This is a genomic window from Telluribacter sp. (genome assembly GCF_035998675.1).
Lineage (GTDB): Bacteria > Bacteroidota > Bacteroidia > Cytophagales > Spirosomataceae > Telluribacter.
The window spans coordinates 1-14,051 of the sequence record NZ_DASYHI010000009.1 but is presented as its reverse complement, the minus strand read 5'-3'; the positions used below and the strand labels follow the sequence as shown (position 1 = coordinate 14,051).

At 49.7% G+C, this 14,051-nt stretch carries 16 protein-coding genes and 1 tRNA gene; 11 read left to right on the top strand and 6 right to left on the bottom strand.

Going from position 1 to position 14,051, the window contains the following annotated elements:
* The first annotated feature begins 130 nt into the window (after positions 1–130).
* Together VGN67_RS03925 and VGN67_RS03920 are read left to right on the top strand one after the other, a co-directional pair.
* Positions 131–3,040, top strand: coding sequence for a PVC-type heme-binding CxxCH protein (locus VGN67_RS03925; protein ID WP_327485465.1), 2,910 nt, complete (start codon positions 131–133; stop codon positions 3,038–3,040).
* A gap of 138 nt (positions 3,041–3,178) precedes the next feature.
* Positions 3,179–3,691, top strand: coding sequence for a GNAT family N-acetyltransferase (locus VGN67_RS03920; protein ID WP_327485464.1), 513 nt, complete (start codon positions 3,179–3,181; stop codon positions 3,689–3,691).
* 65 nt (positions 3,692–3,756) lie between these two features.
* Here VGN67_RS03920 and VGN67_RS03915 read toward each other — a convergent pair whose 3' ends face one another.
* The 6 genes from VGN67_RS03915 to VGN67_RS03890 are packed head-to-tail and all read right to left on the bottom strand — an operon-like array spanning position 3,757 to position 7,068.
* Positions 3,757–4,554: a (Fe-S)-binding protein gene (locus tag VGN67_RS03915; protein ID WP_327485463.1), complete on the bottom strand. Its 798-nt coding sequence runs from the start codon at positions 4,552–4,554 to the stop codon at positions 3,757–3,759.
* A gap of 36 nt (positions 4,555–4,590) precedes the next feature.
* Positions 4,591–4,914 (bottom strand): DUF3784 domain-containing protein, encoded by a 324-nt coding sequence (locus VGN67_RS03910; protein WP_327485462.1) that lies wholly within the window; start codon positions 4,912–4,914, stop codon positions 4,591–4,593.
* An 11-nt stretch (positions 4,915–4,925) separates the two neighbouring features.
* Positions 4,926–5,063 carry a hypothetical protein gene (locus tag VGN67_RS03905; RefSeq protein ID WP_327485461.1) on the bottom strand — a complete coding sequence of 46 codons (138 nt, stop codon included), beginning with the start codon at positions 5,061–5,063 and terminating at the stop codon, positions 4,926–4,928.
* A complete protein-coding gene (locus VGN67_RS03900; protein ID WP_327485460.1) occupies positions 5,060–5,416 on the bottom strand; it encodes a DUF86 domain-containing protein in 357 nt (118 codons plus the stop codon). The genes VGN67_RS03905 and VGN67_RS03900 overlap by 4 nt, the downstream gene beginning before the upstream one ends.
* Positions 5,406–5,693: a nucleotidyltransferase family protein gene (locus VGN67_RS03895; RefSeq protein WP_327485459.1), complete on the bottom strand. Its 288-nt coding sequence runs from the start codon at positions 5,691–5,693 to the stop codon at positions 5,406–5,408. The genes VGN67_RS03900 and VGN67_RS03895 overlap by 11 nt, the downstream gene beginning before the upstream one ends.
* A 31-nt stretch (positions 5,694–5,724) precedes the next feature.
* Positions 5,725–7,068 (bottom strand): (Fe-S)-binding protein, encoded by a 1,344-nt coding sequence (locus VGN67_RS03890; protein ID WP_327485458.1) that lies wholly within the window; start codon positions 7,066–7,068, stop codon positions 5,725–5,727.
* Between the two features lie 262 nt (positions 7,069–7,330).
* On the opposite strand from VGN67_RS03890, the gene VGN67_RS03885 reads away from it, so the two are divergent.
* The 9 genes from VGN67_RS03885 to VGN67_RS03845 all read left to right on the top strand — a co-directional run bounded on the left by VGN67_RS03885 (position 7,331) and on the right by VGN67_RS03845 (position 13,291).
* Positions 7,331–7,403: transfer RNA gene (locus tag VGN67_RS03885), tRNA-Phe, on the top strand.
* 398 nt (positions 7,404–7,801) lie between these two features.
* On the top strand, positions 7,802–8,095 hold the full coding sequence (locus tag VGN67_RS03880; RefSeq protein ID WP_327485457.1) for a helix-turn-helix domain-containing protein: 294 nt from the start codon (positions 7,802–7,804) through the stop codon (positions 8,093–8,095).
* A gap of 45 nt (positions 8,096–8,140) precedes the next feature.
* Positions 8,141–9,118, top strand: coding sequence for an AAA family ATPase (locus tag VGN67_RS03875; RefSeq protein ID WP_327485456.1), 978 nt, complete (start codon positions 8,141–8,143; stop codon positions 9,116–9,118).
* A gap of 369 nt (positions 9,119–9,487) precedes the next feature.
* Entirely contained in the window at positions 9,488–10,396 is a 909-nt protein-coding gene (locus VGN67_RS03870; protein WP_327485455.1) for a toprim domain-containing protein, read from the top strand.
* Positions 10,344–10,700, top strand: coding sequence for a hypothetical protein (locus VGN67_RS03865; RefSeq protein WP_327485454.1), 357 nt, complete (start codon positions 10,344–10,346; stop codon positions 10,698–10,700). Before VGN67_RS03870 ends, VGN67_RS03865 begins: the two co-directional genes overlap by 53 nt.
* On the top strand, positions 10,697–11,407 hold the full coding sequence (locus tag VGN67_RS03860) for a hypothetical protein (protein WP_327485453.1): 711 nt from the start codon (positions 10,697–10,699) through the stop codon (positions 11,405–11,407). Before VGN67_RS03865 ends, VGN67_RS03860 begins: the two co-directional genes overlap by 4 nt.
* Complete coding sequence (locus tag VGN67_RS03855) at positions 11,388–11,918, top strand: hypothetical protein (protein ID WP_327485452.1); 531 nt, start codon at positions 11,388–11,390, stop codon at positions 11,916–11,918. The genes VGN67_RS03860 and VGN67_RS03855 overlap by 20 nt, the downstream gene beginning before the upstream one ends.
* A 237-nt stretch (positions 11,919–12,155) precedes the next feature.
* The gene (locus VGN67_RS03850) at positions 12,156–12,485 is read left to right on the top strand and encodes a plasmid mobilization protein (RefSeq protein WP_327485451.1); all 330 of its coding nucleotides are present in this window, start codon (positions 12,156–12,158) and stop codon (positions 12,483–12,485) included.
* Positions 12,482–13,291, top strand: a complete 810-nt coding sequence (locus VGN67_RS03845; protein ID WP_327485450.1) for a relaxase/mobilization nuclease domain-containing protein — start codon at positions 12,482–12,484, stop codon at positions 13,289–13,291. The genes VGN67_RS03850 and VGN67_RS03845 overlap by 4 nt, the downstream gene beginning before the upstream one ends.
* The last annotated feature ends 760 nt before the right edge of the window (positions 13,292–14,051 follow it).

Here is a 14,051-nt window from a genome sequence, read left to right as displayed (position 1 = left end):
AACTTAAACCAGTAGGTTGCAGGGTCGGAATACACTTGTACAGCCGACGATACCAGAAGTTTTTATCCCAAGTAAAGAAGCCCCGTAGTGGCGGCACATTTTAAGCATTTAATAATACAGGTACTTACCCATGACTATATCTCTGCCTCTTCCCTTACCCAGACGGGTCGCCTTCACCCTGGCTGCTGTTGTTAGCGCACTGGCCGGTACCTCCTACCTGCCTGCACCCACTCCGCAAAAGTCCGCTTCAATACCCGTAGCGGCAGAAGATTCCTCCCGACTGTACGTACCTGACGACCTGGACGTGACGCTATGGGCCGAAGCACCGATGTTTCATAATCCGACCAACATGGACATCGACGCCCGGGGCCGGGTATGGATTACCGAAGCCGTCAACTACCGCGACTTCAACACCAAGCCGGGCGAGCGGCTGTCGCACCGGCGAAAGGGCGACCGCGTGGTGATATTGGAAGACAAAGACGGCGACGGCAAAGCCGAAAGCTCTAAGGTATTCGTAGAAGATTCGCTGCTGACGGCCCCGCTGGGGATAGCGGTCATTGGTAATAAAGTGATTGTATCCTGTGCACCCAACCTGCTGGTGTACACCGACGACGATGGCGACGACCGCCCCGACCGCCGCGAGGTCTTGCTGACCGGCTTCGGCGGCTTTGACCACGACCACTCCCTGCACGCCCTGGTAGCCGGACCCGACGGTCGCTGGTACTTCAATACCGGCAACGCCGGTCCGCACACGGTGACCGACCGCAGCGGCTGGACGCTCCGAAGTGGCAGCCTCTACACCGGTGGTACCCCCTACAACAAAGAAAATGGGGGCAACAGAAAGTCGGACGATGGCCGCGTGTGGGTAGGCGGACTGGCGCTGCGCATCAATCCCGACGGCACCGGACTGAAGGTACTGGGGCATAATTTTCGGAACAACTACGAGGTAGCTCTCGACAGCTACGGCAACATGTGGCAGAACGACAACGACGACCAGGTCATTACCTGCCGTACCTCCTTCCTGCCCGAAAACGGCAACGCCGGGTACTTCTCCGCCGATGGTACCCGCTACTGGCAGGCCGACCGCCGTCCCGGTCAGGATATGTTCACCTCCCACTGGCACCAGGAAGACCCGGGCGTTATGCCTGCGGGCGATAACACCGGCGCGGGCTCACCCACCGGAGTACTTTACTACGAAGGCGATGCGCTGGGGCCGCAGTACCGGGGTACGTTGCTGAGCTGCGAGGCCGGGCGTAACGTAGTATTTGCCTATCAGCCCCAGAAGGATGGCGCTGGATTTAAATTACAGCGCCGCGACCTGATTAGCTCCTTCCCACAGGCTTCCGAGCGTTACGAATGGTTTGAGACCAATACCGACACCCGCAAGTGGTTTCGCCCCTCCGACATAGCCGCCGGTCCCGACGGCGCCCTTTACATCGCCGACTGGTACGACCCCATCGTGGGGGGCCACGCCATGCACGACAAAAAAGGCTACGGCCGCATCTACCGCGTTACGCCCAAAGGTAAAAAACTTAGTACTCCGGTACTTAATCTTACTACTACAGCAGGCATGATTGATGCTCTGAAAAGTCCGGCGGTGAATGTGCGGCTGCTGGGTTTTGAAGCCCTCCGCCGCAAAGGTGAAGCGGTAGTGGGTGAGGTAAGAACCTTACTTTCGGCCGAAAATCCCTACCACCGGGCCCGGGCGGTGTGGCTGCTGCCGCAGTTGGGTAAGCTGGGGATAAAGGAAACCGAAAAACTCCTGCAAAGTACCGACGAAAACTTGCGCCTGACGGCCTTTCGCGCCCTGCGGGCTATTACTAAAGATGTACTCCCCTACGCGCTGCTCATGGCCGATGATGCCAATGCCGCCGTGCGCCGGGAGGTTGCCATTGCCCTGCGCGATGTACCTTTTGAGCAAGCCAAACCAGTACTTACAAAGCTGCTGAAACAGTACAACGGACAGGACCGCTGGTATCTCGAAGCCCTGGGTACGGCTGCCGACGGAAAAGAAAATGAAACGTATCAACTGGTTCGTGAGCTGTATAAGGGCGAGCCGGAAGTCTGGTCGCCGCAGCGGGCCAACCTGACCTGGCGGCTGCACCCCCGGCAGGCGGTAGAGGACCTGAAACTACGGGCCGGTTCGGCCAAAGTATCGGCCGACGAGCGGCGTAAGGCATTGACAGCGCTGGGTTTTATTCAGGATAAAAAAGCGGCGGAAGCCATGTTGGGTTTATCGGCTTCTGCTTTGCCCGACGTAGCCACGGGGGCGGGCTGGTGGCTCAATTTCCGAAAAACCAACGACTGGGCCGACTTGCTGGACTGGGAAGTAGCTACCGCGCAGGCCACTACGCCTGCTTACCGGCAGATGCTGAACCTGAAAAAGCAGGTGGCCGACAAGAACCAGCCCCTGGAGGCCCGGATAGAATCAGCAAAAAAGATGGCATCCGATGCCGACGGGGGAAACATGCTGGTAGATCTGAAAGCGCAGGGACAGCTACCGGAGCCCATTACCGAGGCAGTGAGCGAGCAAATATTCGCCAATCCCGATCAGAACGTGCGGGTACTGGCGAGTCAGTTTTTTCCGCGCAACGGAAAGGTACTTAAAATAGACTTCATCGCCCGCATGAACGGAAATGCGGAGAAAGGCAAAACTCTCTTCGCTACCAACTGCGCCACCTGCCACCGCCACGGTGAAAACGGCGCGGAAATAGGCCCTGACCTGACCCAGATTCACCAGAAGTTTGACAAGCTGGCGCTGCTGGATGCCATCGTGAATCCGTCGGCCAGTATGGTATTCGGCTACGAAGCGTACACGGTAACTACTAAAAAAGGCGATACCTACTTTGGCTTCCTGCTCAGCGACGGTGCTACGGTAGTACTTAAAGATGCCGCCGGTAAACAACACGCCATCAAAGCCAGTCAGATCAAGGATAAGATAAAGATGCCGCAGTCGCTCATGCCGGAGCCCACGGTACTGGGTCTCGACGAGCAGGCCCTGGCCGACTTGACGGGGTACCTACTGAGTTTTAAAAACTAAGAAACTTGTAAAGCAGCTTCGGAAGCCTCTATTTTTACCACGGAGTTTAGGGAATTATAGCACGGAGTTCAAAGAGTAATACCTCTGTGAAACGCTGTGTAGGTACTCTCCTAACTCTGTGGAAAAACTATAAAGGAAATGATACACTACCGAATAGCTTTACCCGAGGACTTAGAACCCTTACGCCAATTCAGCCAGCGCCTGTTTATTGATACTTACCAAGCACTCAATACACCAGATAATATGGCTTTGTACGTACAGCAGGCGTTTTCCGAAGTACCCTTTGCGGCTGATTTTAATAAATCGCAGGTAAGGTACTGGCTGGCGGTGGAACAGAAGCATATTCTTGCCTACACAAAGCTGATGCTGGACAGCCCGCTTCCTCCCGCGCCGGAGCCGAAAGCCGTAGAGATAGCACGATTTTATGTGGATACGCCCCAGCAGGGTACCGGACTGGCCCGGCTGTTCATGCAGCACTGCCTGGACTGGATGCATTCGGAAGGCTACGAGCTGGCGTGGCTCGGCGTGTGGCCGCAAAACCCGCGGGCGGTGCGCTTTTACCAGAAGCTGAGTTTCGAAAAAGTAGGCGAAGCTACCTTCCTGCTGGGTACCGACCCGCAAACCGACGACCTTATGCGGAAGTGGGTATGAAGCAAAAGAGGATACCTTTGTGGGGTACCCGCCTTCGTTGTTTGAAGATGAAATAGTAGCTCTTGTTACAGCCCTTGCCCCTGGGCAATCAGCTCGGCCAGGTCCAGTACCTTTACCGAATCCTCGCGCTCTTTGTTTTTTACACCATCCGTCATCATCACCATACAGAACGGGCAAGCCACGGCTATGGTGTCGGCTCCGGTGTTGAGTGCTTCTTCGGTACGTTCAATATTGACATCCTTACGGCCCGGCTCCGGTTCTTTGAACATCTGGGCACCCCCAGCTCCGCAGCACAGGCCCTTGGAACGAATGCGTTTCATCTCCACCAGCTCGGCATCCAGCGCCTCCATTACCTCACGCGGCGCTTCGTATACCCCGTTAGCCCGGCCCAGGTAGCAGGGGTCATGAAAGGTAATCTTGCGGCCTTTGAAGGTACCTCCGCCTTCCAGGCGTACTCGTCCTTCGTTGATAAGCTGCTGCAGGAAGGTAGAGTGGTGAATGACTTCGTAGTTGCCGCCCAGCTCGGGGTACTCGTTTTTGAGCGTATTGAAGCAGTGCGGGCAGGCCGTCACTATTTTCTTCACCTCGTACATGTTCAGCACCTGAATATTGGTCATGGCCTGCATCTGGAAAAGAAACTCGTTGCCGGCCCGCCGGGCGGGGTCGCCGGTGCAGCTTTCTTCGGTACCCAGCACCGCAAACTTCACCCCTACTTTATTCAATATCTTTACAAAGGCAATCGTCACTTTTTTGTAGCGGTCGTCAAACGACCCCAGGCAGCCCACCCAGAACAGAATTTCGGGCGTTTCGCCATTGGCGGCCATTTCGGCCATGGTAGGTACTTGATAGGTGGTATCAGACATATATTTTCAGTAGGTACTTATATAGAGCCGGTAATATCAATTTTTGTATGAAATAAAGCGCTGTCCGCCCACTAAAAAGAGTATAGTCAGCAAACTTACGACCGGTATCATTACTACTGCCGGTACCAGTTCGTAGCGGGTACCTTCCAGCTTCCAGAGCAGGAAACCTTCCAGCAGCATAATTCCGGCCAGCATGAGCAGGAACAATCCTGCCCAACGCGCGAGCCCCTTCGGGTCGCGAATCTGCCGGGGGTCCTTTGGGAAATTGGCCAGCAGGTACGTAGCCTCCTTTTTCCAGATAAAGATACCCAAGCCAACGAGGAACAAGGCTATAAGCCCAAATATAAGCAGGACTTCCATCTTATTTAGTGTTACTGTCTGAGGCTACTGGCCCAGTAGAACCGGTCGCCAGGTGAAATTTTCCATGGATACTGGCTGTTTTCCATGTTCTGAAACATCATATTCTCGCTTTTGGCGGCCAGCCCGGCTATGGAGGTGTTATCGCTCATGGAGCCGGAAATTTCTTTTTAAGTATATGGTTGACCTTTTCTTTGAGAGGTGGGATATCATTTCGAATTGATTCCCATACTATCTCGTAATTGATACCAAAATATTCGTGAATAAGCAGGTTACGAACAGCCTTTAAGACCCGCCAGTCCACCTCATCAAACTCATTTTTCAGCTCTGAGCTAACAAAGCCTGCGGCTTCCCCGATAGTTTCAAGCAGCTTGACGAGTGCCAGGCGGAGTTTTAAGTCCTGGTTGTAGGAGGGGTAGTCAACGCCGACCGTAAACTCCTCTATCAAGATAATACATTCCAGTATATGAATCAGGCGTTCTTTATCACCCAAATTACTTTTCATACACTAGTATTTTATCAGCTTCAATATAGGGTTTAAGACGAGGCCGTACCCCTTCGCTGGTTACTATATCTACCCTATGTCCCAGCGCATCTTCGATGTCAAGCTGGATTCGCGCCAGTTCAAAAAGCGTGAGTTTCCCATCAAGCTCAACTAAAATATCGAAGTCGCTTTCGGGGTGGGACTCGCCCCGGGCACGCGACCCAAAAAGGTATGCTTTGGCAATGGGCTTACCCGCCAGAACTTTTTCCAGTTGCTTCTGTAAATGGTTATACTCCATAGTAAATACTCTTTGGTCTGGTTTAGGAGTATCATTTTAAATTATTAGCCCAGTTGAACCGGTCGCCGGGTGAAAATTTCCAGGGAGCCTGACTGGTTTCCATGTTCTGGAACATCATGTTCCAGGAGCCGGGCGCCTGAGCTTCGTCCATAATCTTGTAGCGACGCAGCTGCAGAATAATGTCCAGCGGATTAATCAGTACCGGACAGGCTTCCACGCAGGCGGTGCAGGTGGTACAGGCCATTATTTCTTCTACCAGGATATAGTCGCCCAACAGGGCTTTCCCGTCTTCCACCACCTTACCTCCGTTGGCCTGCATGTTACGCCCCAGGTCTTCCAGTCGGTCGCGGGTATCCATCATGATTTTGCGCGGCGAAAGGAGCTTCCCCGTAATATTAGCCGGACAGTTGGCCGTACAGCGTCCGCATTCGGTACAGGAGTAGGCATCCATCAGGTTTTTCCAGTGCAGGTCCATGACGTCCTTTGCCCCAAAACGCTCGGGAATATCCGAGCCACCTTCGGTAGGTGGGGCATCAGTAGCGGTATCCATGCCCAGCATTAGTTTTACTTCTTTGGTAATGGCAGGCATATTTTCCATTTTGCCCCGGGGAGCCAGCCGGGCAAAGTACGTATTAGGGAATGCCAGCGCAATGTGCAGGTGCTTGGAATGGGTCACGTACAGGGCAAATCCTAGTATGCCCAGGATATGAAACCACCAGGCTCCCCGCTCAAGGGCAATCAGGCCTCCTTCGCTCCAGCCCGCAAAGAGTGGCTTCAGAAACTGGCTGAACATATAGTCGCCCGTCGGGGTATAGTGAGCGCTGTTCATATCCTGCAATACAGTGTCGGCCGCGTTCATCGTCAGAATAGCGAGCATGAGCACAATTTCAAAGATCAGGATCAGGTTACCATCCACCGAGGGAAATCCGATGAGTTCACGGTGGCGCTCCGCCTGTAGGCGGTCTACCCGTACAATATTTCGGCGTATCAAGAATATAACACAGACCACCAGCACCGCTACCGCCAGAAACTCAAAGAAATCTATCAGGTAGTGGTAGACAGTACCAAAAAATGGGGCAAACATCCGGTGCTGCCCCGATAGGCCATCCAGGATGATTTCAAGTACTTCAATGTTGATGAGCAGAAAGCCAGCATAAAGTATAAAGTGCAAAATACCTACCAGCGGCCGGTCAAACATTTTCTTCTGGCCGAATGCCACGCGCAGCATTGTGCCCAGTCGCTCAGAAGGGCGGTCAGTGCGGTCTTCGGGTTGCCCCAGGCGTATGGTATCTCTTATTAATTTAATGCGACGGTAAATCAACCAACCTACTGTTCCTAAAACAATAGCAAATAGGATGCGTTGGAAAAGCTCCATAGTCACTTACTTTATATAGGATGTATAAACTAGTTCAGGCAATAGTATGCAAGCATACTATCACAAATATCGAAAAAAGGAATTGTCTGCCAAGGGATAAGTTGGGAATAATTTAGGAATAAGTACGTAAAAACTGATAAATCAACCTATTAGTACAGGCAGATGTTTACTGTAGTGAAGTAATTGAAAAGATTTTGCAAAAATGTTTTGCAAAGCAAAAGTCGCCTCCTATTTTTGCAGTCCCAAAACAAGCCAACTGAATGGTGATGTAGCTCAGTTGGTAGAGCAAAGGACTGAAAATCCTTGTGTCGGCGGTTCGATTCCGTCCATCACCACAGAATGCAAAGCAAACCGCTTGATAATCAATAGATTGTCGAGCGGTTTTTTGTTTAGTTTACATTCCAGTTTACAGTCTCTTCCTGCTTCCCGTATTTCTACTCACGAATCCTGTATCAGAAGTAGAGAACTTATCCAAAGATACCGTCGGAACTCTTCCAATTTAGAGTCAATTTGGCTCTATCCAGCTAAACAACCAGCCCCCATTTTACCTTCAATCTTTATTTTACTTATCCTAATTGGCTGTTTTTTTGTCAGTGGCCCCTGAACCAGCACTCCTCCAAAACCCGTCCAGATGCGTTTAAACGCGGTTTAGGTTATTCCTACCAGATTCCTACCGACATTTTTCAAATTCACTCTCCATATTCGGCCAGCAAAATCATAAACCCATTGCGCCATGACGAAATTAGTGCTTATCGAATTTGAGGAGTTTAAGGCGTTTGCCGGTAATCTGATCCAGGAGGAAATCAGAAAGGCGCTCTACCCCAACGGACAATTTGACACCCCTAAACAGGAGCCCTTCCTGACGCGAGTCCAGATGGCCAAAGAACTGGACGTGTCGCTTGTGACCCTGCACCAGTGGCAGAAGGATGGACTCCCTTACCACCGGCTGCACCGGCGGATCTATTTCATTAAATCAGAAGTGCTGGAATACATGCACTCCAATCAGAAGAAAAAGAAAAAGGGATAGCGCCTCGTCCGCGCTATCCCCAAATAACTTTAAAAGAAATCCGATATGACAAAAATAAACGGACTGAATGGTTTATCCAACCATTTGGCAGGAAAGATTATATCCAGCTCATCCCTTTCAGGGATGGAAGAACTGGCCCGCCGGGGTAAAACCCTCGCTCCACTTAAGAGGCTCTTGGGCAACTACATCCTTGAGAACTCCTCCGTGATCTTCGCCGCCGAACGCGGAACCGGCAAAACCTTACTGGGTCTGCAATTGTGCATTGCTATTTCCGCCGAGTGGGAGTCCCTCTGGAACGAGCCGATTGAGTACCATGGCAACACACTTTTCATTAATTGTGAGCTTAGCGAAGACACCATCAGCCGCCGACTTTCCAAACTGTTCGAGGAGCCACCTCGTACGATTAGCTTTCCTAACTACCGCAGCCTGGTGTACACTACCAAAAACAGCCTGGAAGAAGAAGTCCAGGCCATTATTGAAATGTCCAGTATCCATAAGCCTGTACTGATTGTCCTGGACAACTTTCGGGTGGCTTTTCTGAATTCGGATACCAATAACAACAAGGAGGTGGCTAAGGCCATGCGCCTGATCCTGACCCTACGGGATATGCTCAATACCACGATCATCATTACGGACCATACCCGAAAACACACCCGGCACCTGCTTACGGATAGTGATTTGCAGAGTGGCTCGGGTGTCAAATCTGATTTGACCGACAGTGATATGTTTCTCCGGAAGAGCAAGCAGGATATTCAGTACCGAATCTTCAAGCGATCCAAATCCAGGCACTGCGAGGAAACGGACGGAGCTAAGCTTCTGAGGCTGAATCCGGATTCGTTGTGGTTCGATTTCGTACAGGATAACATTGACGAGTCTCAGCATATAGGTGCTGATGTACTGCCCGAAAAGGACGAGCAAAAGGATCTGGCGAAGGAACTCAGAAATCAGGGAAAATCAATAGATCAGATTGCACGAATCTTAAATCGGGGAAGATCAACCATTCACCGATGGCTGAGTGAATAAGCGTTTCGTTTGTCCCATTTGTCCCAACTGTTCCACTTGTCCCGTTTGTCCCATTTAGTATTGAGTTGTCCCATTTGTTCCATTTGTCCCAACTATCCCATTCGTCCCACATGTTCCATTCCGTCCCACTTATCCCATTTAGGCTTAAAATAGCTGAATTTGTCCCATTTGTCCCATAAATCCCACTTGTCCCAGATGTTCCATCTGTTCCATTCCGTCCCATTTGTCCCATTTTTTCCGGGGTAAAAAGGCATGAAAAGCTAAGTCCCTGATTATCAAGGCCCGTTTTTCAAAATGGGACAAATGGGACAAGTGGGACAAACGGGAAATGGGACGGGACGGGACAGTTGCGGGTGAAAAAGAAAAAATATGAATGCTAAACAGATCAATCAACAGTATTCCCTGGTGGAATTTTTAACGGTCAAAGGCTTTCAGCCTGTCAGCATCAAAGGTGCCAACTACTGGTATCAATCCATGATTCGTGAAACCGAGCAGACCGCTTCCTTCAAGGTGGATGCTGACAGGAATTTGTGGTATGATCACGGAATTGGCAAAGGAGGTAACCTCATTGACTTGGCCTGTCTTCTTTTCCGGACGGATGATGTGAAGCGGGTCATGGGGGAAATCAAAAGCAGCTTTTTTTCTTTTCACCCGCACCCAACCGCCAGCTTCATCTCAACGGGGAAAAGCAAAGGGCTACACGTAATCGAAAAGCATGAGCTACGAGATCCTAAGCTGATGGAGTACCTGCAGTCACGAGGGATTGCACCTGATGTCGCCAGCCAGTTCTGTACGGAACTGGTCTACGAAAATAAAGGCAGACTGTTTCGCAGTATAGCCTTTGAAAATGTCTCACGAGGATATGAGCTGAGCGGTCCGGGTTTTAAATCCACTCTGGCTCCGAAGGATATCTCCTTTCTTGCCAATGGTGGAGCTAAGCTGTCTATTTTCGAGGGTTTCATGGACTTTCTGTCCTACCAGATGCTGCCTGTTTTTCATGTAGTTGATTCTGATTACCTGATTTTGAATTCGCTTTCTTTTCTAAGCCGTATCTCAGCCTACATATCCAGGTACGAGCGACTATATCTCTTTCTGGATAATGACAAGGCAGGAATGAAAGCGTCCGGTCAACTAAGAGCCGGGCATTCTCAGGTGATTGACATGTCAGTCTTTTACTCCGGTCATAAAGACCTGAATGACTTTTTAACTCAAAACCCCATTTCTAATGAGCAAAGAGCTTGTGATTCAACTATATCAGAAACAGGACCGAAAGCGTAGACGCGTCCTTTTTGACCTGTTCAGTGATACCATTCAGTTAAATGCCTCTCTACGGTTTATAGCCGGATTAATCAATCAGGAATTGGGGCAGGAAGAAATGGTTTCCGAGGCCGATGTTAAGTATTGCCGGTACTATTTCTCCGGGAAAGCCACGTCCAGACCCGCTACAATAAGTAGTGCCCACAGGGAGAGTAAAGTACCTGTGGGCAAGAAAGAGTCAGGCAAGGAGGTTTCCTGGACGGACCCCGATGATCAGAACTTTAATTTAAATAATCCAGTCAAATCTAAATTTTCAAAACGATGAAAGAACTTCATTTCATTTTACAGTCAAAGGGTGGTGTGGGTAAAAGCCTGCTGGCCTACCTGTTGGGCCTGGCTAATCAACACTCGGAACAAACCCTGTTTGTGGATGTAGACAGCTCGACCGAAACCTCCAGTCGGCAGCTTAAATTTTTGGGTGAAGCCCGTATGGAAGCCCTGTCTCTTCTGAATGAGAAAGAAGTCCTGGTCCGGGACAATCTTATCTCTTATCTGGAGAGCCTGTCAGATTCCCCTTTCCAGCGCATCTACTTTGACTTTGGGGCACCGGAATCAGAACAGTTTCCAGCTCTGCTGGAGCGTGATCTCCCATTCCAAGAATTTACGGATGCTATGAATTACCAGGCTGTTTTTCACGTGGTCATTGGCGGGGGTGGAGCTTACAAGGCATCAGTTGAATATCTACAGCGGCTGCTCAGAGCGCTGAACCTGCAATTTCAGGTCATCGTATGGCAGAGTATTACCACCTTCAACAACTTTCCTGCCTTGGCTACGGAGCTGAAAGCAAACTGTGAGAACCTGGGACTACGGTTCAGAACCTTTGGGGATTTTGATCCTGGTTCTAACCTGGGCAGCCAGATTCTGGATGGAATCAGGAGGGGATACGGCCGCGACGAGTACCAGACAGGAGCACGAATCCGGCTGAACAAGGAACTAAACGATCATTTCAAAGATGAGCTCATCCATCAGTAAGGAGGAACTGATCCGGATCAAAGGAAAGTTTCAGGCCAAATACGGCTTTGAAATGGATGAATGGACGGCAGTTCTAATGACCGAAATCAACGAGAAGTTTTACCAGTTCAATAACGAGGTGCAAAGCTCCGTTCAGTCCATCGATAAGGCCAGTCGGTTAATCAAGGGACAAATCCAGCCGGTCTATTTCTGCAATACTAAGGAGGCTTTCCTGTACGGCCTGGGAAAGTGGCTGGCACCTTCGGTAGTTGGTTTGGTAGCAGTACTTATTACGGCCTACTTTGTCAGCCAGTCACAGGACTACCAGGAAATGAATACTCTTTTGAATGCCTCTCCCAAAGCCAGACTATTTCGGCAGGTAATTAAGGAGAGTTGGGTGGAAGAGATAAGAGGCAGACATTACCTGGTTCTCAAACCTCAAAAGAGCCTGTCGGATACCCGGGCAGGCCTGGACTGTTACTACCTGAAAACTGATGATGCCATCCTGATGCCTTTGGAGCCCAAGAAGTGACCTTAATTCGAACCAGTTCAACCCAAATCGAACGAAATAGAACTGAAACTAACCAATACGGCCTGTTTCGACTTTTTTCGACCCGATTATGCTACGACCTTTTTGCTGAGTAAAGCAAGCCATGTGTTTGTATATACATTCTTACGAACAGTATATACAAACACAACGGTCGTTCCTCCCTTGCCTTGTTGGGGATCATCCCCAAGCCCCTTATTAGTTAATCCTACTACCATAGCTATGGAAGATAACCCTCATTATGAACCCCGCAAGACAACTATTTCAAAGCGGGAAAAGAAAGATAAGACGATCTTGTTGCGGGTCAATCAGAAAGAGTATGAAACCATCAAATCCAACGCTACCCTGGCTGGTCTTAGCGTATCGAACTACCTCCGGAGGCTGGGCACAAACCATCCGGTAAAAGCCCGCTTTGAGAAGGAAGAAAAGAGAAATCTACAGGGCATCGGGAATAACCTAAATCAGCTAACGGCCTATGCGCATAAAGGCCTCCTGTATGAAAAGCCGCTGCTGGAAGTGCTGGATAAACTCAAAAACCTCTTAAAGGAATGATTGCAAAAACCACTATCGGCTCAGACTTCCACGGAGCCATTCACTATGGTGCAGGGTATCGTCTGGACGGGACTATAATCAAAGGGAAAGCAGAGTTATTGCTTCTCAACAATGTTATATCACAGGATCCTAAAGGGATTGCCGCTGAGATGCAGCAAGAGGCTGCCTACGGACGGTGTAAGAAGCCCGTCTGGCACACTTCCCTGAGCTGGAAGCCGGAGGAACATCCTACGCGGGAGCAGATGATCGTAGCGGCGAATAGCTACTGTCAGAAGATGGGGGCTGATCCTACCGATCATCAGATCGTAGTGTACCAACACCATGACCAGCCTCACCGGCATATTCACATATACATTAACAGGGTACCTACCGATGGAGGTCCAGCTCTGGCTACCTCACATAACTATGCCCGAAACGAACGAATATGCAGGGAGATAAGTCAGGAAATGGGCTTTGCCAAAGTAGAACGAATCAAAGAAGGGCAGCTACGGCATGTAGCTCCTAACCAATTAGAAGCTCAGCAAGTAGTTCAATTGGCCATTCAGGAAGCATTGAAGGCCAAATTAAAAAGCCCAGCAGACATAGAGCGACGGCTGAAAGAAAAGGGGATCGAATGTAGGTATCAGTTGGAAGGAGGAAAATTGAAATACTCCAGCTATTGCTATCAGGGCATACCCATCAAAGGGCAGGACGTAGGGTTTACAGCTAAGCAACTGCAGGCTAGGCTGGACAAGAACTTACTGATATCTGAAGATCATAAGATTAAGTCCCTTGAACGGCTTGGGAGACCAAAGCTAAAGAGGTAGGAGGTATAGTAAAAGCTACGATAATTGGTGTTTTTTGAAAGTAAGAATTATAAGAGGCACGAAAAGGTGTCAACTTTTATCAGGGCAACACATGACGGTCAGGAGTCTAAACGTGGGACATTTAAAGGTGCATGAGAATGATATCCGTGAAGCGGTCGCCGCAGTCTTTCCTAAAACCAGGGCCTGCTTAGTACATTCACCAAACATGAACCTGCCTACGCTATATCTTTGAAAGGACAAAGGGGCTGTAGCCCAAAATATAAAACCGTTCAATAAGACTGTTAGCGCATATCTAGACTATGAGAATCTGGTTGAATTTGAGGAAAAATAGGGAAATAAGTATCCTTTGTTGGTTAAACCTTAGGTGGACTTCTGGGTGAACCTGTCAGCCTTCTATGTGTATGACACCGATATCCGACGAGTTATTTATACGACCAATGCCATTGAGGAATGCACAGACAAATCAGGAAAGTAAGTAAGGCCAAAGGCGTGCTCACCTCAGACAGGAACCTGCTTAAACTGGTCTACCTGGCCGTTATGGAACTACCCGATTAGTGGGTAATGCCACTCAGAAGCAGGAAGTTGTCCATGTCCCAGCTATATACTAAATTTGGTAATATGAGATGGTCCGGTTTATCGGCACAGTAAACTTGCTTAACTTAGCAAGACTATGCAGTACGTAAAAAAACGTCGGAAGTACGATGCAGATTTCAAAGCAGAAGTGCTCAAAATGTTGGCTAATGGTCAGTCCGTTGCCTAC

What these genes read in the sequence shown, in the direction of transcription:
- VGN67_RS03910 (WP_327485462.1), bottom strand. Translation starts at nt 4,914, where the DNA reads ATGGAAGTCCTGCTTATATTTGGGCTTATAGCCTTGTTCCTCGTTGGC.
- VGN67_RS03920 (WP_327485464.1), top strand. Translation starts at nt 3,179, where the DNA reads ATGATACACTACCGAATAGCTTTACCCGAGGACTTAGAACCCTTACGC.
- VGN67_RS03895 (WP_327485459.1), bottom strand. Translation starts at nt 5,693, where the DNA reads ATGGAGTATAACCATTTACAGAAGCAACTGGAAAAAGTTCTGGCGGGT.
- VGN67_RS03855 (WP_327485452.1), top strand. Translation starts at nt 11,388, where the DNA reads ATGAGCTCATCCATCAGTAAGGAGGAACTGATCCGGATCAAAGGAAAG.
- VGN67_RS03850 (WP_327485451.1), top strand. Translation starts at nt 12,156, where the DNA reads ATGGAAGATAACCCTCATTATGAACCCCGCAAGACAACTATTTCAAAG.
- VGN67_RS03875 (WP_327485456.1), top strand. Translation starts at nt 8,141, where the DNA reads ATGACAAAAATAAACGGACTGAATGGTTTATCCAACCATTTGGCAGGA.
- VGN67_RS03925 (WP_327485465.1), top strand. Translation starts at nt 131, where the DNA reads ATGACTATATCTCTGCCTCTTCCCTTACCCAGACGGGTCGCCTTCACC.
- VGN67_RS03845 (WP_327485450.1), top strand. Translation starts at nt 12,482, where the DNA reads ATGATTGCAAAAACCACTATCGGCTCAGACTTCCACGGAGCCATTCAC.
- VGN67_RS03860 (WP_327485453.1), top strand. Translation starts at nt 10,697, where the DNA reads ATGAAAGAACTTCATTTCATTTTACAGTCAAAGGGTGGTGTGGGTAAA.
- VGN67_RS03905 (WP_327485461.1), bottom strand. Translation starts at nt 5,063, where the DNA reads ATGAGCGATAACACCTCCATAGCCGGGCTGGCCGCCAAAAGCGAGAAT.
- VGN67_RS03865 (WP_327485454.1), top strand. Translation starts at nt 10,344, where the DNA reads ATGAGCAAAGAGCTTGTGATTCAACTATATCAGAAACAGGACCGAAAG.
- VGN67_RS03900 (WP_327485460.1), bottom strand. Translation starts at nt 5,416, where the DNA reads ATGAAAAGTAATTTGGGTGATAAAGAACGCCTGATTCATATACTGGAA.
- VGN67_RS03880 (WP_327485457.1), top strand. Translation starts at nt 7,802, where the DNA reads ATGACGAAATTAGTGCTTATCGAATTTGAGGAGTTTAAGGCGTTTGCC.
- VGN67_RS03915 (WP_327485463.1), bottom strand. Translation starts at nt 4,554, where the DNA reads ATGTCTGATACCACCTATCAAGTACCTACCATGGCCGAAATGGCCGCC.
- VGN67_RS03870 (WP_327485455.1), top strand. Translation starts at nt 9,488, where the DNA reads ATGAATGCTAAACAGATCAATCAACAGTATTCCCTGGTGGAATTTTTA.
- VGN67_RS03890 (WP_327485458.1), bottom strand. Translation starts at nt 7,068, where the DNA reads ATGGAGCTTTTCCAACGCATCCTATTTGCTATTGTTTTAGGAACAGTA.